Below are 15,873 nucleotides of genomic sequence, written 5' to 3'. Positions count from 1 at the left end.
GGTCGGGGCGAATCCTGGTGCAGATGCCGGGCGCGGTCGACGCCGCCGGCGCGCGCAAGGTGCTCGAGTCGACCACCTTCCTGCAGTTCAAGGAGGTGCTCGACGCCGCGCCCAGCCGCGAGCTTCTCACGGCCAAGCTCCCCGGGGGAGCGGTGCCCGACGATCAGGAGATCGTGCTGGCCGTGGGGCGGGACGGGCAGGAGACCGAGGCGCTGCTGGTGCCGAAGAAGGCGATCCTGACCGGCGACATGCTCGACGACGCGCGGCTCGACTTCGACCGCCGCAACCGCCCGCTGATCACCTTCCAGTGGAACAGCGAGGGCACGGGGATCTTCCGCGAGTTCACCGCCGCGCACATCGGCGATCGGCTCGCGGCGATCATCGACGACCGCGTGATCACTGCGCCGGTGATCCAGGGCAAGATCGGCCGCAACGGCCAGATCACCGGCGACTTCACGCGCGAGGAGGCCGCGAACACGGCGGTGCAGCTGCGCTCCGGCGCGCTGCCGATCCCGCTCGTGATCGAGGAGGAGCGCACCGTCGGTCCGGCGCTCGGTGCGGACTCGATCCGGCAGGGCCTGCAGGCGACGCTGCTCGGCTTCGCGCTGGTCTTCGTGTTCATGGCCATCTACTACAGCGCCTCGGGCATGTTCGCGAACGCCGCGCTGATCGTGAACGTGCTGATCATCCTGGGGCTGATGAGCCTGGCACGCGCGACGCTCACGCTGCCGGGAATCGCCGGCGTGGTGCTCACGGTTGGCATGGCCGTCGACGCGAACGTGATCATCTTCGAGCGCATCCGCGAGGAGCTTCGCTCCGGCAAGAACACGCGCGCCGCGATCCAGGCCGGCTTCAACCGCTCGTTCTGGACCATCTTCGACTCGAACCTGACCACGCTGCTCACGGCGGTGATCCTGCTCGTCTTCGGCCGCGGGCCGGTGCAGGGCTTCGGCGTCGTGCTCTCGATCGGGCTCACCGCCAGCATGTTCACCGCGCTCGTGGTCACGCGTGCGCTGCTCGACTACTTCTACGGCGATTCGAACGCCAAGACGCTGAGGATCTGATGGAGTTCTTCAAGTCCGGCACGCGCATCGACTTCGTCGCGAAGATGCCGCTCTGCCTGGTGATCTCGGCCGTGCTCGTGGTCGCTTCCTGGGCGCTCATGCTCACGAAGGGCTTCAACTTCGGGATCGACTTCGCCGGCGGCACGCTCGTGGAGGTGCAGCTCGGCGAGGCGTCCGGAGACGCGGACGAAGGGCGTGTGAGAGGCGCGCTCGGCGAGCTCGGTTTCAACGACGGTTCGATCGTGCGCGTCGGCGCGCCCGAGGAGCGGACGTTCCGCATCAACCTGCCGGCGTCCCAGGAAGAGGACCGCGATCTCTCGCTCAAGATCGTCTCCGGGCTCTCGGAGAAGCTCGGCGCTCCCGTCGAGGTGCGCAGTGTCGAGTCGATCGGCCCGCGCGTCGGCGGCGAGCTGCGCCGCACCGCGCTCCAGGCGATCCTGCTGTCCTGGATCGGGATCCTCCTCTACATCTGGTTCCGCTTCGAGTGGCAGTACGCGCCCGGCGCGGTGGTGGCGCTGGTGCACGACATCTCGATCACCGCCGGGCTCTTCTCGCTCTTCGGCTGGGAGTTCGACCTGCAGGTGCTCGCGGCGCTGCTCGTGATCATCGGCTACTCGATCAACGACACGATCGTGATCTACGACCGGATCCGCGAGACGGTGTCCGTGCGCGGAACCAGCGAGCTCGAGTCGGTCGTGAACGAGGCGACCAACGGAACGCTCTCGCGCACGATCCTGACCTCGGGCCTGACGCAGCTCGCGGTGGTCGCGATCCTGGTGCTGGGCGGCCCGGTGCTGCGCGGCTTCTCGCTCGCGCTCTTCATCGGGATCATCGTCGGAACGTACTCGTCGATCTTCATCGCGAGCGCGCTGCTGATCCGGCTCTCGCGCCGCTACGGACACCCGGCTCCGGCGAAGACCGGCGCGAAGGCGCGCGCCTCGAGCTAGCGGGCGACCGGCCGCTCAGCCGAGCTTCGGGCTTCCGGGCGCGGGGGCCGCGCCGGGCGCGAGGTCGGGCCGCTTCTCGGCCGGCCGCGTCTGCGCCGGCGCGCCGCCTTCCTTCATCGTGATCGCGCCGTTGATGATGGCGCCTTCCGCGACGGTCAGGCGCGGCGCGATCAGGTCGCCGAGGATGCGGCCGGTCTCGCGCACCTCGATCCGCTCGCTGGCGACGACGTTCCCCGAGACCTTCCCGACCACGGTGACCTGCTTCGCCGAAACCTCTCCCTGGACGTCCCCGTTGGGGCCGATCGTCAGGTGGTGGTTGCGCAGCGAGACGCGACCCTCGACGCGGCCCTCGAGGATCGTGTCCTCGTCGCCGACGACGTCGCCCTTGATGCTGATCGACTTGCCGATGTTCGCCATCTCGATTCCCCCCGGGTGTCGGCGCTCGCCGGAACCGAGCGGTCCCGCGGGCGGCGTGTAGCTGGGCATTCTGGTCGGCTCGGGTCTCTGCTCCGGAGCGTCGGCTTCGCCCTTGTTCTTCCACAACGCCATGGTCACTCCTGCACGTTGCCGCGCGGCCGGCGTCGCCGTCGGTGAGTGGGCTCACACGCGCGCGCCACTCCTCTGGCCGCCCGCAGAGTAGCCCCGCGCGCAGGCGCCTGACAACCGCCGGGGTCCTGGCCCCTCAGAACTCCTCGACGCCGCGGCTGCGCTCGTCCACCACGTCGATGCCGAGCTTCTCGAGCAACGTTCCCTGCGCGCGCTCGAGCGCGGCGATCGCGGTGCGGTAGACCTGCAGCGCGCGGATCTCGTTCGACTCGGCCAGGCGCAGATCCTCTTCGTAGTCGAGCACCGTGTGCGGCGTCGAATCGCCGAGCCGCAGTCGCTCCTGCTCGGCGCGGAGCGTCTCTTCGGAGGCGATCCGCGCGCGCTGGGACGCCTTCACTCCGTCGATCGCGCTCTTCAGGTCGCGCACCGAGTTGCGCACGTCGACGGTGACGTTCTGCTCCTGGATGCGCAGGTTCGTCTTCGCGCGCCGCAGCAGGATCTTGCTCTGCACGTGGCGGGCGTCGAGCGTGTCGTTGCCGATCGGCACCACCAGATTCGCGCCGACGCCCCAGCTGTGCGCGCCACTGGCGTCGAAGAAATCGTTGTCCGCGCCCCAGCGACCGCTGGGGAAGCCGAAATCGTCCTGCGTCACCGGGATCGGATCGAACACGCCGGGCGTGGTCGGGTCGTCGCGGAAGCCGAGCGGCGTCCCGGGCGCGATCTTCTGGCTCCCGGACAGCCCGTTGTTCGTGTACGAGCCGACCACGTTGAGCTCGGGGAGCTTCTGGTTCCAGGCGTAGCGCTCGTCGAGCCCTGCGTTCTCGACGGCCTTCTGCGCCGCGATCAGCTCGGGCCGGAGCGCGCGGGCCCGCTCCAGCGCGACCTCCGCGTTCACCTCGTAGGGGACGAAGGTCGGCTCCTCGGTGCGGATCCGCGTCGAGGTGTAGTCGCCGATCTGCGGCGCGAGGATCGCCGTCAGCAGCCGGTCCTGCGCGGACTGCGCCTCGTTCGCGCGCACGATCCGGTCGAACTCGCGCTGCGCCAGACCGGCCTCGGCCTCGGTCACCCGCACCTTCGAGACCACGCCGACCTGGTACTGCACCTTCGTCTGCTCCAGCAGGTCGTTCGCCGTTTCGACGCTCTTCTCGGCGGCGGCTTCGAGAGCGCGCGTGGCGGCCAGGGCCCAGTAGGCCGCCTCTACCAGCGCGACCGAGTCGGTGAGACGCGCGCGGAAGTTCTCGTCGGTGATGTCCTGCGTCACGCGGCTGCGGCGGACCAGCAGGTCGGGCGTGCTCCAGTACAGGTTGCGCAGCAGCGGCATCGCAAGCTCGCTGCGCCAGACGGCGGTGTACTGCTTGTCGAGCGCGTAGAAGCCGGAGTCGGAGCTCAAGAGCTGCATCGTGTAGCCGCTCGAATACGAGAAGCCCCAGGGCAGGATGCCGCGCAGGCCCGCGTTGTAGACGTAGTAGTCGTCGGTGGTCTGGTTGCCCTGCGTGCCGAAGAAGCTCTGCACGGAGCTCGCTACCGGAGTCTCGACGTGCTGCCGGTCGTAGAGCGCGACGATGTTCGGGTCGAACGCGCCCCAGGTCTCGCGCACCCGCTCGCGCGCCAGTGCGGGGTCGAGCCGCTCGACCTGCAACCCGAGGTTGTATTCCAGCGACAGCGCCACGGCCTCCGGGAGCGTGATCAGGCGATCCTGCCCGAGAACCTCGCCGGCGGCCGGCGCCTGGGCGCGAGCGCCGATCGAGAGAGCGAGCAAGCAGAGCAACGTGAGAAGGGTCCGCATCATTTTGGCTCCGTCGCGCCGACCCCGTGAAGGAAGAAGTCGACGATGGCTTCGGCGTCCGCCTGGACGCTCGTTCGGGAAGGCTCGCGCAGGCGCTCGAGGATCGCGCCGCGCATGGATTCGACCAGGAAGCGCGAGGCGCGCCGCGGATCGCAGGCGCGAAGCTCGCCGCTGCGCGTTCCCTGCTCGATCACGCCCGCCACGAAGCTCACCAGGCGCTCGAGATTCCTCTCGAGCGTCGCCGCGAGAAGCGGCGGGCTCTCCGGAGCGAGCAGGCGCTGCTCCTGCAGCGCGCGGAAGATCGCCTGGTTTGCGCTGGAGTGCTCGAGTCCGGCCCGCAGCAGCGCCGCGAGCTTGCCCTCCGCGCTTCGCTCCCGCGACGCGGCGGCGCGCGCGCGCTCCAGCATGACCGCGAAGCCGTGCTCGGCGACGTGGGCGAGAAGCTCTTCCTTGTTTCGGAAGTACAGGTAGATCGTGCCCTTCGCGACGCCCGCCTCGTGCGCGATCCGCTCCATCGACGCGTCCGCGAAGCCGAGCTCCGCGATCACGCGGCGCGCGGCCTGCACGATCTCGTCGGTGCGGAAGTCCTTCAGGACCTCCTCTTTGGTTCGACCCAATCGGGTCTGAGGCATCGTCGGTCTCGAGGTGGGGAGTCAGTCGTTTGAAACGCCGTCCAGCAGACTGAACGTCCGGTCATCACCTTACGTCCGCACGCAAACTCGTTGCAAGTGCGCGGCGGAACCCGTTGTCGGGCCCGCAGATGATAGAGTGGCGACGAGTCTCGCTCGGAACCCGGATCGGGGGGCAGATTGGCCACAGCCGTGCGGAAGTGGGTCGCGAAGGTCGGGGCGCTCGCGGTCTATCCGGGCCACGGCGTGACCCGGATCGAGGCGCTGCAGATCCGCGAGATCGGCGGCCAGAAGCTCGAGTTCCTGGTGCTGCGCAAGCTCGACGACGAGAGCCGGATCCTGATCCCGCGCGACCGGATCACCGAGGTCGGGCTCCGCCCGCCGATCGAGCGCGTCGAGGCCGAGCGCGTCTGGAAGATCCTGAAGGAGCGCAAGCGCACGAAGGCGCGCGTCGGCATCGCCTGGAGCCGCCAGTTCCGCGAGCTACAGGACAAGCTGAAGGTCGGCACGATCTTCGAGACCGCCGAGGTGCTGCGCGACCTGCTGCGCCTGCGGCACACCAAGGAGCTGAGCTTCGGCGAGCGCAAGCTGCTCGAGAACGCGCGCTCACTGCTCGTGCAGGAGCTCGCCGCCGCCGAGGACGTCGGCACCGAAGAGGTCGAGGCGTCGATCCGCGCCGCGGTGAAGTAGCGGCGAGGGGGCCGATCGACGCGCCGAGCGTCTAGGCGCGGAGAAGGCGACGTGTTCCAATCGCGCGGAGATGCGCGCAGCCACACTGCTGCTCCTGGCTCTGATTCTCGCTCCGGTCGTCGCGATGGCGGACGCCGACGGCGACGGGATCGAGGACGCGCTCGACAACTGTCCGTACGCCGCGAACATCGACCAGGCCGATGCCGGTGGGCCGCTCTTCGCCGCACCCGATGGAATCGGCGACGTCTGCCAGTGCGGCGACGTGGCCGGCGACGGCCGGCCCGACCTGCTCGACGTCGTGCTCTACCGGCGCGCGCTCGAGAAGCTTGCGCCGGGACTTCCCGCGTTCGAGAAGTGCGACGTCGCCCCGCCCGCGGGGGAGTGCGACGCCAGCGACCTCGCCCGGCTGCGCGACGCGATCGCGGGCATCGCGCCCGGGATCGAGCCGCTCTGCACCCCTGCGGTGCCGCCTTCGAGCGTCTGCGGGAACGGCGTGGTCGAGCCGCCCGAGGTCTGCGATGGCGCCGACCTCGACGGCGAGAGCTGCGTCTCGCTCGGGTATCTCTCCGGCTCGCTCGCCTGCACCGGCGCCTGCGGCTTCGACACCTCTGCGTGTACACCGTTCGGCCAGGTCGGTGACGCGTGCACGACTTCGGGGCAGTGCACCGGCGGTCTGCCCTGCGTCGACGGCGTCTGCTGCACGAGCGCCTGCGGCGCCACCTGCGCGCGCTGCGACCTGCCGGGTCTGGAGGGGACCTGCGCATATCTCGCAGCGGGCGCGGATCCGGACGCAGAGTGCGCGGGGGTCTCGTGCTCCGGATGGTACGCGGGCTGGAGTGCCAGCCAGTGTCTCGCCGCGGCCGATGCGTCCGCGGCGCTCGTGGGCTGCAACGGCGCCGGGGCGTGCCAGTCCGCAGGCCAGCTCTGCCCGAGCCAGCCCGGCGGATCGGTGGCGTCGAGCTGCGATCCGACCTGCCAGGTACCGGCGGGCGGCACGTGCGTCGGGACGACGGCCGGCTCCTGCAGCAACGTGAATCCGGGCACGCAGACCTGCGGCGTCGGCGCCTGCACGCGAACCGTGAACCAGTGCCAGAACGGCGCGCCACTCACGTGCGTTCCCGGCACGCCGACGGCCGAGACCTGCAACGACGTCGACGACGACTGCAACGGCACGAGCGACGACGGCGCATTCGCGGACGCGCTGGAGCCGAACGCGAGCTGCGCAGCGCCGCGGCTCATTGCAGGGGTCGGCAGCGACCAATCGTCCGCGCTGTCGACCGCGACGGTTTTCTCGTCGGGTGACGTCGACGTCTACCGCATCGACGCCACCGAGACCGACTCGTCCTGCGGGTGCTGCGCCTTCTGCACCGACGAGGACTACCAGTTCCGCGTCTCGCTCGCCGTCCCGGCAGGCGCGGGCTCCTACCAGCTCTGCGCGAGCCTGGGAACGTGCGGCGTGCCTGGCGGGAACTGCCTCACCGTGCCGGCGGGAACGAGCCAGATGATCAGCTGGAATCTCGACGGCGCCTGCGGCGCCGGAACCGATGCCTACGTGTTCTACGTGTCGGTCCGCGGAGCGAGCGCACCCGGCTACGAGTGCCGGCCCTACACGCTGAGCTACACGTTCGACGCGGGTCTCTGCTTCTAGAAGCGGTCTCACGCGGCGGCGTGCGCGAGCAGCGAGCGCGCGATCGAGACGCGCTGGATCTCGGAGGTGCCCTCGACCACGGTGAACACGCGCGCCATGCGGTAGATGCGCTCGAGCCCGGTCTCGCGCAGGCAGCCGGCGCCGCCGTGGATCTGCATCGCCTCCCAGGCGGCGCGGTTCACCATCTCGGAGCAGAAGAGCTTCGTCATCGAGGCCTCGCGGCGCAGGTCCTGGCCGTGATCGCGAAGCCAGGCCGAGCGCAGGATCATCTGCTCGGCGGCGAAGAGCTCGGTCGCCATGTCGGCGAGCTTGATCTGGATCGCCTGGAAGCTTCCGATCGGCGCGCCGAACTGCCGCCGCTGTCCTGCGTAGTGACTGCTCCGTTCCAGCAGGTGGCGAGTCACTCCGGCCATCCACGCCGAGGTGCGCACGCGATTGCCGTTGATCCAGTCCATCGCGAGCCGGAGCCCCTGGCCCTCGCCGCCGAGCACGTTCGCCGCCGGGACCTCGCAGCCCTCGAAGCTGATCTCGGCCTGGTAGCCCTTGAAGCCCACGCAGTCGTGCGTGCGGCTCACCCGGAAGCCCGGCGTGTCGGCGGGGACCAGGAAGCAGGTCACGCCGCGCGCGCCCGCCCCCGGGTCGGTCACCGCGAAGACCATCGCGAAGTCCGCCTGCGCCGCGTTCGAGATGATGTTCTTCACGCCGTCGAGCACGTAGCGGTCGCCGCGCCGCTCCGCGCGCGTGCGCAAGGCCGCCACGTCCGAGCCCGCCTCGGCCTCGGATAGCGCGAAGCAGGTGGTGACGTCGCCGGCCACGAGCGGCGCGAGGAAGCGCCGCCGCTGCTCCTGGTTGCAGGCGAGCAGCATGGAGGTCGGCCCTCCGTTTCCGCCGAGCAGATCCTCGAAGAAGAGCGTGTCGAGCGAGTGCGCGGTCATCTCGAGCCGGCAGCGCACCTCGAAGGGCAGCCCGGCTCCGCCGACCTCGACGGGCATGTCGATGGCGTAGAGGCCGAGCTCTCGCGAGCGGCGCCGGACCTGCCGGCGCAGGTCCTTCGGCGGCGGCGTGTCCCAGTCCAGACCGTGCGTGCGCTCGAGCGGAAGCACGTCCTCGCGCACGAAGCGCGTGAGGGTCTTCTCGAGCAGCTCGACCTCCTCGCTGATCTGTTCGCTCGACTCGGCCATCTCATCTCTCCTTGGCTCTGCCGCGGGCGCGGCGTTTCCGGGACGGCTCTCGTCCCGCTGGGGTGCGGCGTGCGGGGGCAGGGGGCTCGCTGCGCAGCCACGCGAGCGAGGCTTCGATCAGCATCTCGGCGATGCGCGCCTCCGCCGCCTCGGACTCGAAGTGGAGCAGGCGGATCATGGTCAGCGTGAAGCCTATCCCGTCCAGCGCCCAGCCCGCCGCCTCGGCGTCGACGTCGGCGCGGATCGAGCCCTCGCGCTGGCCGCGCCGGACCAGGTCCGCGAAGAAGCGCACGTACTGCTCGTGGTTCTCGCGCAGACAGCGCGCGATCTCGGGATCGTCGCACTCCGCCAGCGCCTGGAACTGGATCTTCGAGTCGTCCGCGTGGTCGCGCAGGCCGGCCAGGTAGACCGAGCCGGCGCGCTCCAGCAGCGCGAGCGCGTCTCGCGGCTCGCCGGCGCCGGCCTCCTGCCAGCGGCCGAGGATGCGCTCGCGGATGCGTTCCAAGATGCGCAGGAACAGCGCCTTCTTGCTGGCGAAGTGGGCGTAGATCGTCGGCTCGGTGATGCCGGCCGCCGCGGCGATCTGCGCCGTGCTGCAGAGGCGGTAGTTGCCGCGCGCGAACACCTCGCTCGCAGCGTGCAGGATCTGTCGCTCGCGCTCGGCGGCGGGCAGGCGGGTGCGGGCGGCTCTGCGGGATCGCGGCAACGGGAGCTCCTCGGCTCTATCTAGTGAGCACTAGCTAGCATCGGGTCCGATCCCGCGTCAAGCGTCGCGGCCGACGGCGGCCGGAGGGGCCGCGGCCACTCGGCACCACGCTATAGTGCCCGGATGCGCGCGCTGGCCGTTCTGCTCGCCGCGGGGCAGGGCACTCGTCTGGGACAGGAGCTTCCGAAGGCGCTCGTGCGCCTGCGCGGGCGCTCGCTGTACGAGTGGAGCGAGTCCGCGCTGCTGGCTTGCGCGGAGGTCGAGGCGATCCAGCCAGTGCTGCCGGCGGGCCTGCTCTCGGCGCTCGATTCGACCGAGCCGCGCCGGCTCGCCCCCGTCGAGGGCGGGGCGCGTCGTCAGGACTCGGTCCTGCGCGGGCTCGAGGCGGGGGTGGCCGCGCGGCCGCACCTGGAATGGGTGCTGGTGCACGACTCCGCGCGCTGCATGGTCGAGCCCGACGACGCGAGTGCGGTGCTGCGCGCGGCGCAGGCGACCGGCGCGGCGCTTCCGATCGTGCCGGCGAGCGACACGCCGAAGTGGCTGGCCGAGTCCGGCGGTCGCGTCGAGCGCACGCTCGAGCGCGCGCGGCTCGGCATGGCGCAGACGCCGCAGGCGTTCCGCGTCGAGGTCCTGCGCGAGGCGCTCGACAAGGCGGCGCGCGATGGTTTCGAGGGCACGGACTGCGCGTCGCTGGTCGAGCGGCTCGGCGTCGAGGTGCGCGTCTGCGCCGGGCGCGTCGAGAACTTCAAGGTGACGCACCCGGATGACCTGCCGCGCGCCGAGGCGCTGCTCGCGCGGCGGGCGGGCGCGTGATGCGCATCGGTCAGGGCTACGACGTGCACGCGCTCGTGGCGGGCCGCGCGCTCGTGCTCGGCGGCGTGCGCATTCCCCACGCGCGCGGCCTCGCGGGGCATTCGGACGCCGACGTGCTCGCGCACGCGGTCGGCGACGCGCTGCTCGGGGCGCTGGGCGAGGGCGACCTCGGCACGCACTTCCCGTCCTCGGACGCGCGCTGGAAGGACGCCTCGGGCGCGCTGCTTCTGGGGGAGATCCTGCAGCGCGTCGCGCGGGCGGGCTTCGGCGTCGCGAACGTCGATGCCACGATCGTCGCGCGGGAGCCGCGGCTCGCCCCGCACCAGGCGCAGATCCGCGAGGGCCTGGCCAAGCTTCTCGGCGTCGAGGCCACGCGCGTGAACGTGAAGCTCAAGAGCACCGACGGTCTGGGCGCGATCGGCCGCGGCGAGGGCATCGCCGCGCAGGCGGTCGTGCTGCTCGAGCGCGTGGGCGCATGAGCGAGCTGCGCCTCTACGACACGCTCTCGCGGAGCAAGCAGCGGCTGGCTCCGCTCGAGCCGCCGCTCGTGCGCGTCTACAGCTGCGGACCGACCGTCTACGCGCGCCAGCACCTGGGCAACCTGCGCACCTACGTCTTCGCGGACCTTCTGAATCGCAGCTTGCGCTTCTTCGGCTTCGAGGTGCGCCACGTCATCAACATCACCGACGTCGGGCATCTGGTGAGCGACGCCGACAGCGGCGACGACAAGCTCGAGAAGGCGGCGCGCGAGCAGAAGCGCTCCGCCTGGGAGATCGCCGCACACTGGACGCGCGTCTTCCAGGCCGACCTCGCGCGGCTGCACTGCCGTCCCCCCGACGTCTGGTGCCGCGCGACCGACCACATCGCCGAGCAGATCGAGATGATCCGATTGCTCGAGGCGAAGGGCTTCACCTACCGCGTCTCCGACGGGATCTACTTCGACGTCTCGAAGGATCCGCACTACGGCGAGCTCGCGCGGCTGGATCTGGCCGCGCAGGCGACCGGCGAGCGGATCGGCGGCGCGCTCGAGAAGCGCAACGCCGCCGACTTCGCGCTCTGGAAGCTCTCGGCCGCGGACGGCCCGCGCCGCGAGATGGAGTGGGACAGCCCCTGGGGCCGAGGCTTTCCCGGCTGGCACATCGAGTGCTCGGCGATGAGCGTCGCGCACCTGGGCCCGCGCTTCGACATCCACACCGGCGGCTCGGACCACATCCCCGTGCACCACACCAACGAGATCGCGCAGACCGAGAACGCGCTCGGCGTGCGCCCGTGGGTGCGGATCTGGATGCACGGCGGTTGGCTGATGAGCGACCGCGCGAAGATCTCGAAGTCGACCGGCGGCAGCGTGCTCAACCTGGACGAGCTCGTCGCGCAGGGCTTCGACCCGCTCGCGTTCCGCTACTTCCTGCTCTCCGGCCATTACCGGCAGCAGCTCAGCTACTCCGACGAGGCGATGCGCGGCGCGCAGACCGCCTGGCGCCGGCTCGTGCGCCACGCGGAGGAGCTCGCGAACGAGACGGCGGATTTCGGCGCCGAGGTCGCGAGCGAGCTCCGCGTGCGCTTCCGCGCCGAGCTCGCCGACGACCTGAACGCCCCGCGCGCGCTCGCCGTGGTCTGGGAGGCGCTGCGCAGCGATGCGCTCGGAGGCCGCCACAAGTACGAGCTGCTGCGCGAGTGGGACACGGTGCTCGCGATCGGCCTCGCGGAAGCGCGCGCGGAGCACGTCGAGAGCGACGCCGAGCTCGACGCGCTCGCGCGCGAGCGAGACGAGGCGCGCGCGGCGAAGAACTGGAAGCGCGCCGACGAGATCCGCGACCTGTTCAAGGCGCGCGGCATCAGAATCGAGGATTCACCGCAGGGGAGTCGCTGGCGCCGTGCCTGATTTCCAGATGATCTCCGACTACGAGCCGCTCGGCGACCAGCCGCGCGCGATCGCGGAGCTCGTCGACGGGGCCTGGCGCGGGCTCTCGCACCAGACGCTGCTCGGGATCACCGGGAGCGGCAAGACCGCGACCATGTCGTGGGTGATCGAGAAGCTGAACCGCCCGGCGCTGATCATGGCGCCGAACAAGACGCTCGCGGCGCAGCTCTACGGCGAGTTCAAGAAGCTCTTCCCCAACAACGCGGTCGAGTACTTCGTCTCGTACTACGACTACTACCAGCCCGAAGCCTACCTGCCGACCACCGACACCTTCATCGAGAAGGACTCGTCGATCAACGACGAGATCGACAAGCTGCGCCACTCCGCGACGCGCTCGGTGCTCTCGCGCCGCGACGTGATCGTGGTGGCCAGCGTCTCGTGCATCTACGGGCTGGGCTCGCCCGAGACGTACGGGAAGATGCACGCCTTCGTCGAGCAGGGGCAGACTCTGAATCGCGACGACTTCACGCGCAAGCTCGTCGACATGCTCTACGACCGCAACGACTTCGACTTCCACCGCGGCACGTTCCGCGTGCGCGGCGACGTGGTCGAGGTGTTCCCCGCCTACGAGGACGAGCGCGCGATCCGGATCGAGTTCTTCGGCGACCAGGTGGACCAGATCTCCGAGATCGACCCGCTGCGCGCGCTGGTCCTGGGTCGGCCGCGCCGGGCGATGATCTACCCGAACAGCCACTACGTGCAGACTCCGGAGCGGCTGAAACAGGCGATCGAGGGAATCCGCGCCGAGTTGGACACACGGCTCTCGTTCTTCAAGCGCGAGAGCAAGCTGCTCGAGGCGCAGCGCATCGAGCAGCGCACGATGTACGACATCGAGATGCTCTCCGAGATGGGCTTCTGCCACGGGGTCGAGAACTACTCGCGCTGGCTCGACGGCCGCGTCGAGAACCAGCCGCCCTACACGCTGATCGACTACTTCCCAGAGGACTTCCTCTGCTTCGTCGACGAGAGCCACGTCACCGTGCCGCAGATCGGCGGCATGTACCGCGGCGACCGGCGCCGCAAGGAGACGCTGGTGGACTACGGCTTCCGGCTGCCGTCCGCGCTCGACAACCGCCCGCTGCGCTTCGAGGAGTGGGAGCAGCGCGTGGGGCAGACGGTCTTCGTCTCGGCCACGCCCGCCGAGTACGAGCTCGAGAAGAGCGGCGGAATCGTCGTCGAGCAGATCATCCGGCCGACCGGCCTGATCGATCCCGAGGTCGAGATCCGCTCGGCGAAGAACCAGGTCGAGGATCTGCTGGCCGAGATCCGCAAGCGCGTCGAGCTCGGCGATCGCGTGCTGGTCACCACGCTCACCAAGCGCATGGCCGAGGAGCTCACGACCTACTACGAAGAGGTCGGCGTGCGGGTGCGCTACCTGCACTCCGAGGTTCCGACGATCGAGCGCACCGAGATCCTGCGCGACCTGCGAAACGGCGAGTTCGACGTGCTGGTCGGGATCAACCTGCTGCGCGAGGGCCTGAACCTGCCCGAGGTGTCGCTGGTCGCGATCCTCGATGCCGACAAAGAGGGCTTCCTGCGCTCCGCGCGCTCGCTGATCCAGACCATGGGCCGCGCGGCGCGAAACGTGCGCGGCAAGGTGCTGCTCTACGCCGACGTCGAGACAGACTCGATCCGCGCGTCGGTCGCGGAGACGAACCGCAGACGCGAGGTGCAGCGCGAGTACAACCGCGCCCACGGCATCACCCCGCGCACCGTGGAGAGCTCGATCACCTCGCTCGCCGAGAGCCTGTACGAGGCGGACTACGTGACGGTGCCGAAGGCGGCCGACCTGGACCTGGGCCCGGAGGAGCTCGCGTCGCTGGTGAAGAAGCTCCGCGCCGAGATGCGCGCGGCGGCCGAGGACCTCGACTTCGAGCGCGCGGCGGAGCTGCGCGACCGCGTGAAGGAGCTCGAAGAGGGCGCTCTGCTCGCCGGTTACGAGGCCTCGCCGCGGGTCGCCCGCGCGCCGAAGGCGAAGGGGCGCGGAGGGCGAGGGCGGCCTTGAGCGCGCTCGAGGAGCGCGTCGCGGCACTTCCGCTCGAGCCGGGCGTGTACCTGTTCAAGGACGCCGACGGGCGCGTCCTGTACGTGGGCAAGGCGCAGAACCTGCGCGCGCGCGTGCGCAGCTACTTCAACAAGGGCGGTGACGGTCGCTTCCAGATCCCGTTCCTGGTCGCGCGCGTGGCCGACGTGGAGGTCGTCGCCACCGCGAACGTGAAGGACGCGCTGCTTCTCGAGAACTCGCTGATCAAGAAGCACAGGCCGCGCTACAACGTCCAGCTCCGCGACGACAAGAGCTATCTGGGCCTGCGCCTCGACCCGCGCGAGGCGTACCCGCGCTTCACCGAGACGCGCCGCTTCGCGCGCGACGGCGCGCTGTACTTCGGCCCCTACACGTCGAGCCATTCGCTGCGCGAGACGCTCGACTCGCTGCAGAAGATCTTTCCGCTTCGCACCTGCGCCGACCCGGTCTTCCGCGGCTACCGCCGCCAGGGGCGGCCGTGCCTCGAGCACTCCGTCGGCCGCTGCGTCGCGCCGTGCGTGGGCTTGGTCGAGGACTCCGCCTACGGCGAGCTGGTCGCCGGCGCGACGCTGTTCCTGCGCGGCCGGGCGGAGGATCTGCTCGGCGAGCTGCGCGCGGGCATGGCCGAGGCCGCGGCCGACGAGCGCTTCGAGGACGCCGCGCGGCTTCGCGATCGCGTGCGCGCGATCGAGGAGACGGTCGAGGCGCAGTCGATGGTCTCGCGGAAGTTCGTCGACCGCGACGTCTTCGGGCTCGCGCGCGACGGACCTCGGCTCGAGTTCCAGGTTCTGCACGTGCGGCTCGGGAACCTGGCCGGCGGCAATGCCTACGCGTTTCGCGACGTCGCGGGCGACGACGCCGAGGCGCTCGGCTCGTTCCTCGGCCAGTTCTACGCCGCGGACCGCGAGATCCCGCGCGAGGTGCTGGTGCCGGTCGAGCTCGAAGCCGAGCTCCGGGCGGCGTTCGAGGAGCACTGGCGCGAGCGCGCCGGCCGCGCGGTTCGCGTGCGCACGCCGCAGCGGGGCGAGAGCCGGCGTCTGGTGGACCTCGCGACGCACAATGCCGAGCTGGCGCTGGCCGAGCGCGGTCGGCGCGAGCAGACCAGCGAGGTCGTGCTCGAGAGCCTGCGCGAGGCAGTGCGAATGGAGAAACGGCCGTCGCGCGTCGAGTGCTACGACATCTCGCACCTGCAGGGCACGCTCGGCGTGGCGTCGCGCGTGGTCTTCGTCGACGGCCGACCCGAGAAGGACGGCTACCGTCGCTACAAGTTGCGCGAGACCCTGCCGGGCGACGACTACGGCGCGATGCGCGAGGTGCTGCGCCGGCGGCTCGAGAAGCTCGACCGCGATCCGGCGCCGGACCTGCTGCTTCTCGACGGCGGGAAGGGGCAGCTGAACGCCGCGCGCGCTCTCTTTGCGGACCTCGGCATCGAGGGCATGGCACTCGCGTCCCTGGCGAAGGAGCGCGACGACGAGTCGGGCTCCGGGCGCGTACTGCGCCACGGAGGGTCGAAGCGCGAGAAGCTGTTCCTGCCCGGAGTGAAGGATCCCGTGCTGCTCGCGCCGGACGCGCCCGCGCTGCTGCTTCTGCAGCGCATCCGCGACGAGTCGCACCGCTTCGCGATCGGCTACCAGCGCGAGCTGCGCAGGAAGACGCAGCTCCGCTCCATCCTGGACGAGCTGCCCGGCATCGGCCCGGTGAAGCGGCGCGCGCTGCTGCGCACGCTGGGCAGCCTGGAGAAGGTGCGCAGCGCCTCGCAGGCCGAGCTCGAGGCCGTGCCCAAGCTCTCCAAGGCCGATGCGGCGCTCGTGCACCGCTTCTTCCAGGCTCAAGCGGCCTCCTCGGTCGCGACCGACACGCCGGTCAAGAACGCCAGCTCCGCCGCCGATGGATCCGGGGACACGGACCCCGACTGACCC

At 70.5% G+C, this 15,873-nt stretch carries 13 protein-coding genes; 8 read left to right on the top strand and 5 right to left on the bottom strand.

Annotation, left to right across the window (positions count from 1 at the left end; all coding sequences use genetic code 11):
- Together secD and secF are read left to right on the top strand one after the other, a co-directional pair.
- A partial coding sequence (secD, locus tag FJ108_03665; GenBank protein MBM4334995.1) for a protein translocase subunit SecD occupies window positions 1–1,064 on the top strand: 1,064 nt, incomplete at its 5' end.
- A complete protein-coding gene (gene secF, locus FJ108_03660; protein MBM4334994.1) occupies window positions 1,064–2,011 on the top strand; it encodes a protein translocase subunit SecF in 948 nt (315 codons plus the stop codon). The genes secD and secF, both read left to right, overlap by 1 nt.
- A gap of 15 nt (window positions 2,012–2,026) precedes the next feature.
- On the opposite strand, the gene FJ108_03655 is transcribed toward secF, so the two are convergent.
- The 3 genes from FJ108_03655 to FJ108_03645 all read right to left on the bottom strand — a co-directional run bounded on the left by FJ108_03655 (window position 2,027) and on the right by FJ108_03645 (window position 4,975).
- A complete protein-coding gene (locus tag FJ108_03655; protein ID MBM4334993.1) occupies window positions 2,027–2,560 on the bottom strand; it encodes a polymer-forming cytoskeletal protein in 534 nt (177 codons plus the stop codon).
- A gap of 133 nt (window positions 2,561–2,693) precedes the next feature.
- On the bottom strand, window positions 2,694–4,346 hold the full coding sequence (locus tag FJ108_03650; GenBank protein MBM4334992.1) for a TolC family protein: 1,653 nt from the start codon (window positions 4,344–4,346) through the stop codon (window positions 2,694–2,696).
- On the bottom strand, window positions 4,343–4,975 hold the full coding sequence (locus FJ108_03645) for a TetR/AcrR family transcriptional regulator (GenBank protein MBM4334991.1): 633 nt from the start codon (window positions 4,973–4,975) through the stop codon (window positions 4,343–4,345). Before FJ108_03645 ends, FJ108_03650 begins: the two co-directional genes overlap by 4 nt.
- 177 nt (window positions 4,976–5,152) lie before the next feature.
- On the opposite strand from FJ108_03645, the gene FJ108_03640 reads away from it, so the two are divergent.
- Together FJ108_03640 and FJ108_03635 are read left to right on the top strand one after the other, a co-directional pair.
- Window positions 5,153–5,662 (top strand): CarD family transcriptional regulator, encoded by a 510-nt coding sequence (locus tag FJ108_03640; protein MBM4334990.1) that lies wholly within the window; start codon window positions 5,153–5,155, stop codon window positions 5,660–5,662.
- A gap of 70 nt (window positions 5,663–5,732) precedes the next feature.
- Window positions 5,733–7,310 carry a hypothetical protein gene (locus tag FJ108_03635; protein ID MBM4334989.1) on the top strand — a complete coding sequence of 526 codons (1,578 nt, stop codon included), beginning with the start codon at window positions 5,733–5,735 and terminating at the stop codon, window positions 7,308–7,310.
- A gap of 8 nt (window positions 7,311–7,318) precedes the next feature.
- On the opposite strand, the gene FJ108_03630 is transcribed toward FJ108_03635, so the two are convergent.
- Together FJ108_03630 and FJ108_03625 are read right to left on the bottom strand one after the other, a co-directional pair.
- Complete coding sequence (locus FJ108_03630) at window positions 7,319–8,491, bottom strand: acyl-CoA dehydrogenase (GenBank protein MBM4334988.1); 1,173 nt, start codon at window positions 8,489–8,491, stop codon at window positions 7,319–7,321.
- 1 nt (window position 8,492) lies between these two features.
- Window positions 8,493–9,197 (bottom strand): TetR/AcrR family transcriptional regulator, encoded by a 705-nt coding sequence (locus FJ108_03625; protein ID MBM4334987.1) that lies wholly within the window; start codon window positions 9,195–9,197, stop codon window positions 8,493–8,495.
- A gap of 123 nt (window positions 9,198–9,320) precedes the next feature.
- Here FJ108_03625 and ispD point away from each other — a divergent pair, with 123 nt between their 5' ends.
- The 4 genes from ispD to uvrC all read left to right on the top strand — a co-directional run bounded on the left by ispD (window position 9,321) and on the right by uvrC (window position 15,870).
- On the top strand, window positions 9,321–10,010 hold the full coding sequence (gene ispD / locus FJ108_03620) for a 2-C-methyl-D-erythritol 4-phosphate cytidylyltransferase (GenBank protein ID MBM4334986.1): 690 nt from the start codon (window positions 9,321–9,323) through the stop codon (window positions 10,008–10,010).
- Window positions 10,010–10,489: a 2-C-methyl-D-erythritol 2,4-cyclodiphosphate synthase gene (locus FJ108_03615; GenBank protein MBM4334985.1), complete on the top strand. Its 480-nt coding sequence runs from the start codon at window positions 10,010–10,012 to the stop codon at window positions 10,487–10,489. The genes ispD and FJ108_03615 overlap by 1 nt, the downstream gene beginning before the upstream one ends.
- Window positions 10,486–11,892 (top strand): cysteine--tRNA ligase, encoded by a 1,407-nt coding sequence (locus FJ108_03610; GenBank protein ID MBM4334984.1) that lies wholly within the window; start codon window positions 10,486–10,488, stop codon window positions 11,890–11,892. Before FJ108_03615 ends, FJ108_03610 begins: the two co-directional genes overlap by 4 nt.
- Before the next feature lie 72 nt (window positions 11,893–11,964).
- On the top strand, window positions 11,965–15,870 hold the full coding sequence (gene uvrC / locus FJ108_03605; protein ID MBM4334983.1) for an excinuclease ABC subunit UvrC: 3,906 nt from the start codon (window positions 11,965–11,967) through the stop codon (window positions 15,868–15,870).
- Window positions 15,871–15,873: the final 3 nt, after the last annotated feature.

Source organism: Deltaproteobacteria bacterium (assembly GCA_016875225.1).
Classification (GTDB): Bacteria; Myxococcota_A; UBA9160; order SZUA-336; family SZUA-336; genus VGRW01.
Note: the sequence above shows the minus strand (reverse complement) of the source record. Positions and strands in the feature narration are given on the sequence as shown.

Bases quoted from the DNA above. Each gene is read 5' to 3' on its own strand.
- secF (MBM4334994.1), top strand. From the start codon at position 1,064: ATGGAGTTCTTCAAGTCCGGCACGCGCATCGACTTCGTCGCGAAGATG.
- FJ108_03655 (MBM4334993.1), bottom strand. From the start codon at position 2,560: ATGGCGTTGTGGAAGAACAAGGGCGAAGCCGACGCTCCGGAGCAGAGA.
- FJ108_03650 (MBM4334992.1), bottom strand. From the start codon at position 4,346: ATGATGCGGACCCTTCTCACGTTGCTCTGCTTGCTCGCTCTCTCGATC.
- FJ108_03645 (MBM4334991.1), bottom strand. From the start codon at position 4,975: ATGCCTCAGACCCGATTGGGTCGAACCAAAGAGGAGGTCCTGAAGGAC.
- FJ108_03635 (MBM4334989.1), top strand. From the start codon at position 5,733: ATGCGCGCAGCCACACTGCTGCTCCTGGCTCTGATTCTCGCTCCGGTC.
- FJ108_03630 (MBM4334988.1), bottom strand. From the start codon at position 8,491: ATGGCCGAGTCGAGCGAACAGATCAGCGAGGAGGTCGAGCTGCTCGAG.
- ispD (MBM4334986.1), top strand. From the start codon at position 9,321: ATGCGCGCGCTGGCCGTTCTGCTCGCCGCGGGGCAGGGCACTCGTCTG.
- FJ108_03615 (MBM4334985.1), top strand. From the start codon at position 10,010: ATGCGCATCGGTCAGGGCTACGACGTGCACGCGCTCGTGGCGGGCCGC.
- FJ108_03610 (MBM4334984.1), top strand. From the start codon at position 10,486: ATGAGCGAGCTGCGCCTCTACGACACGCTCTCGCGGAGCAAGCAGCGG.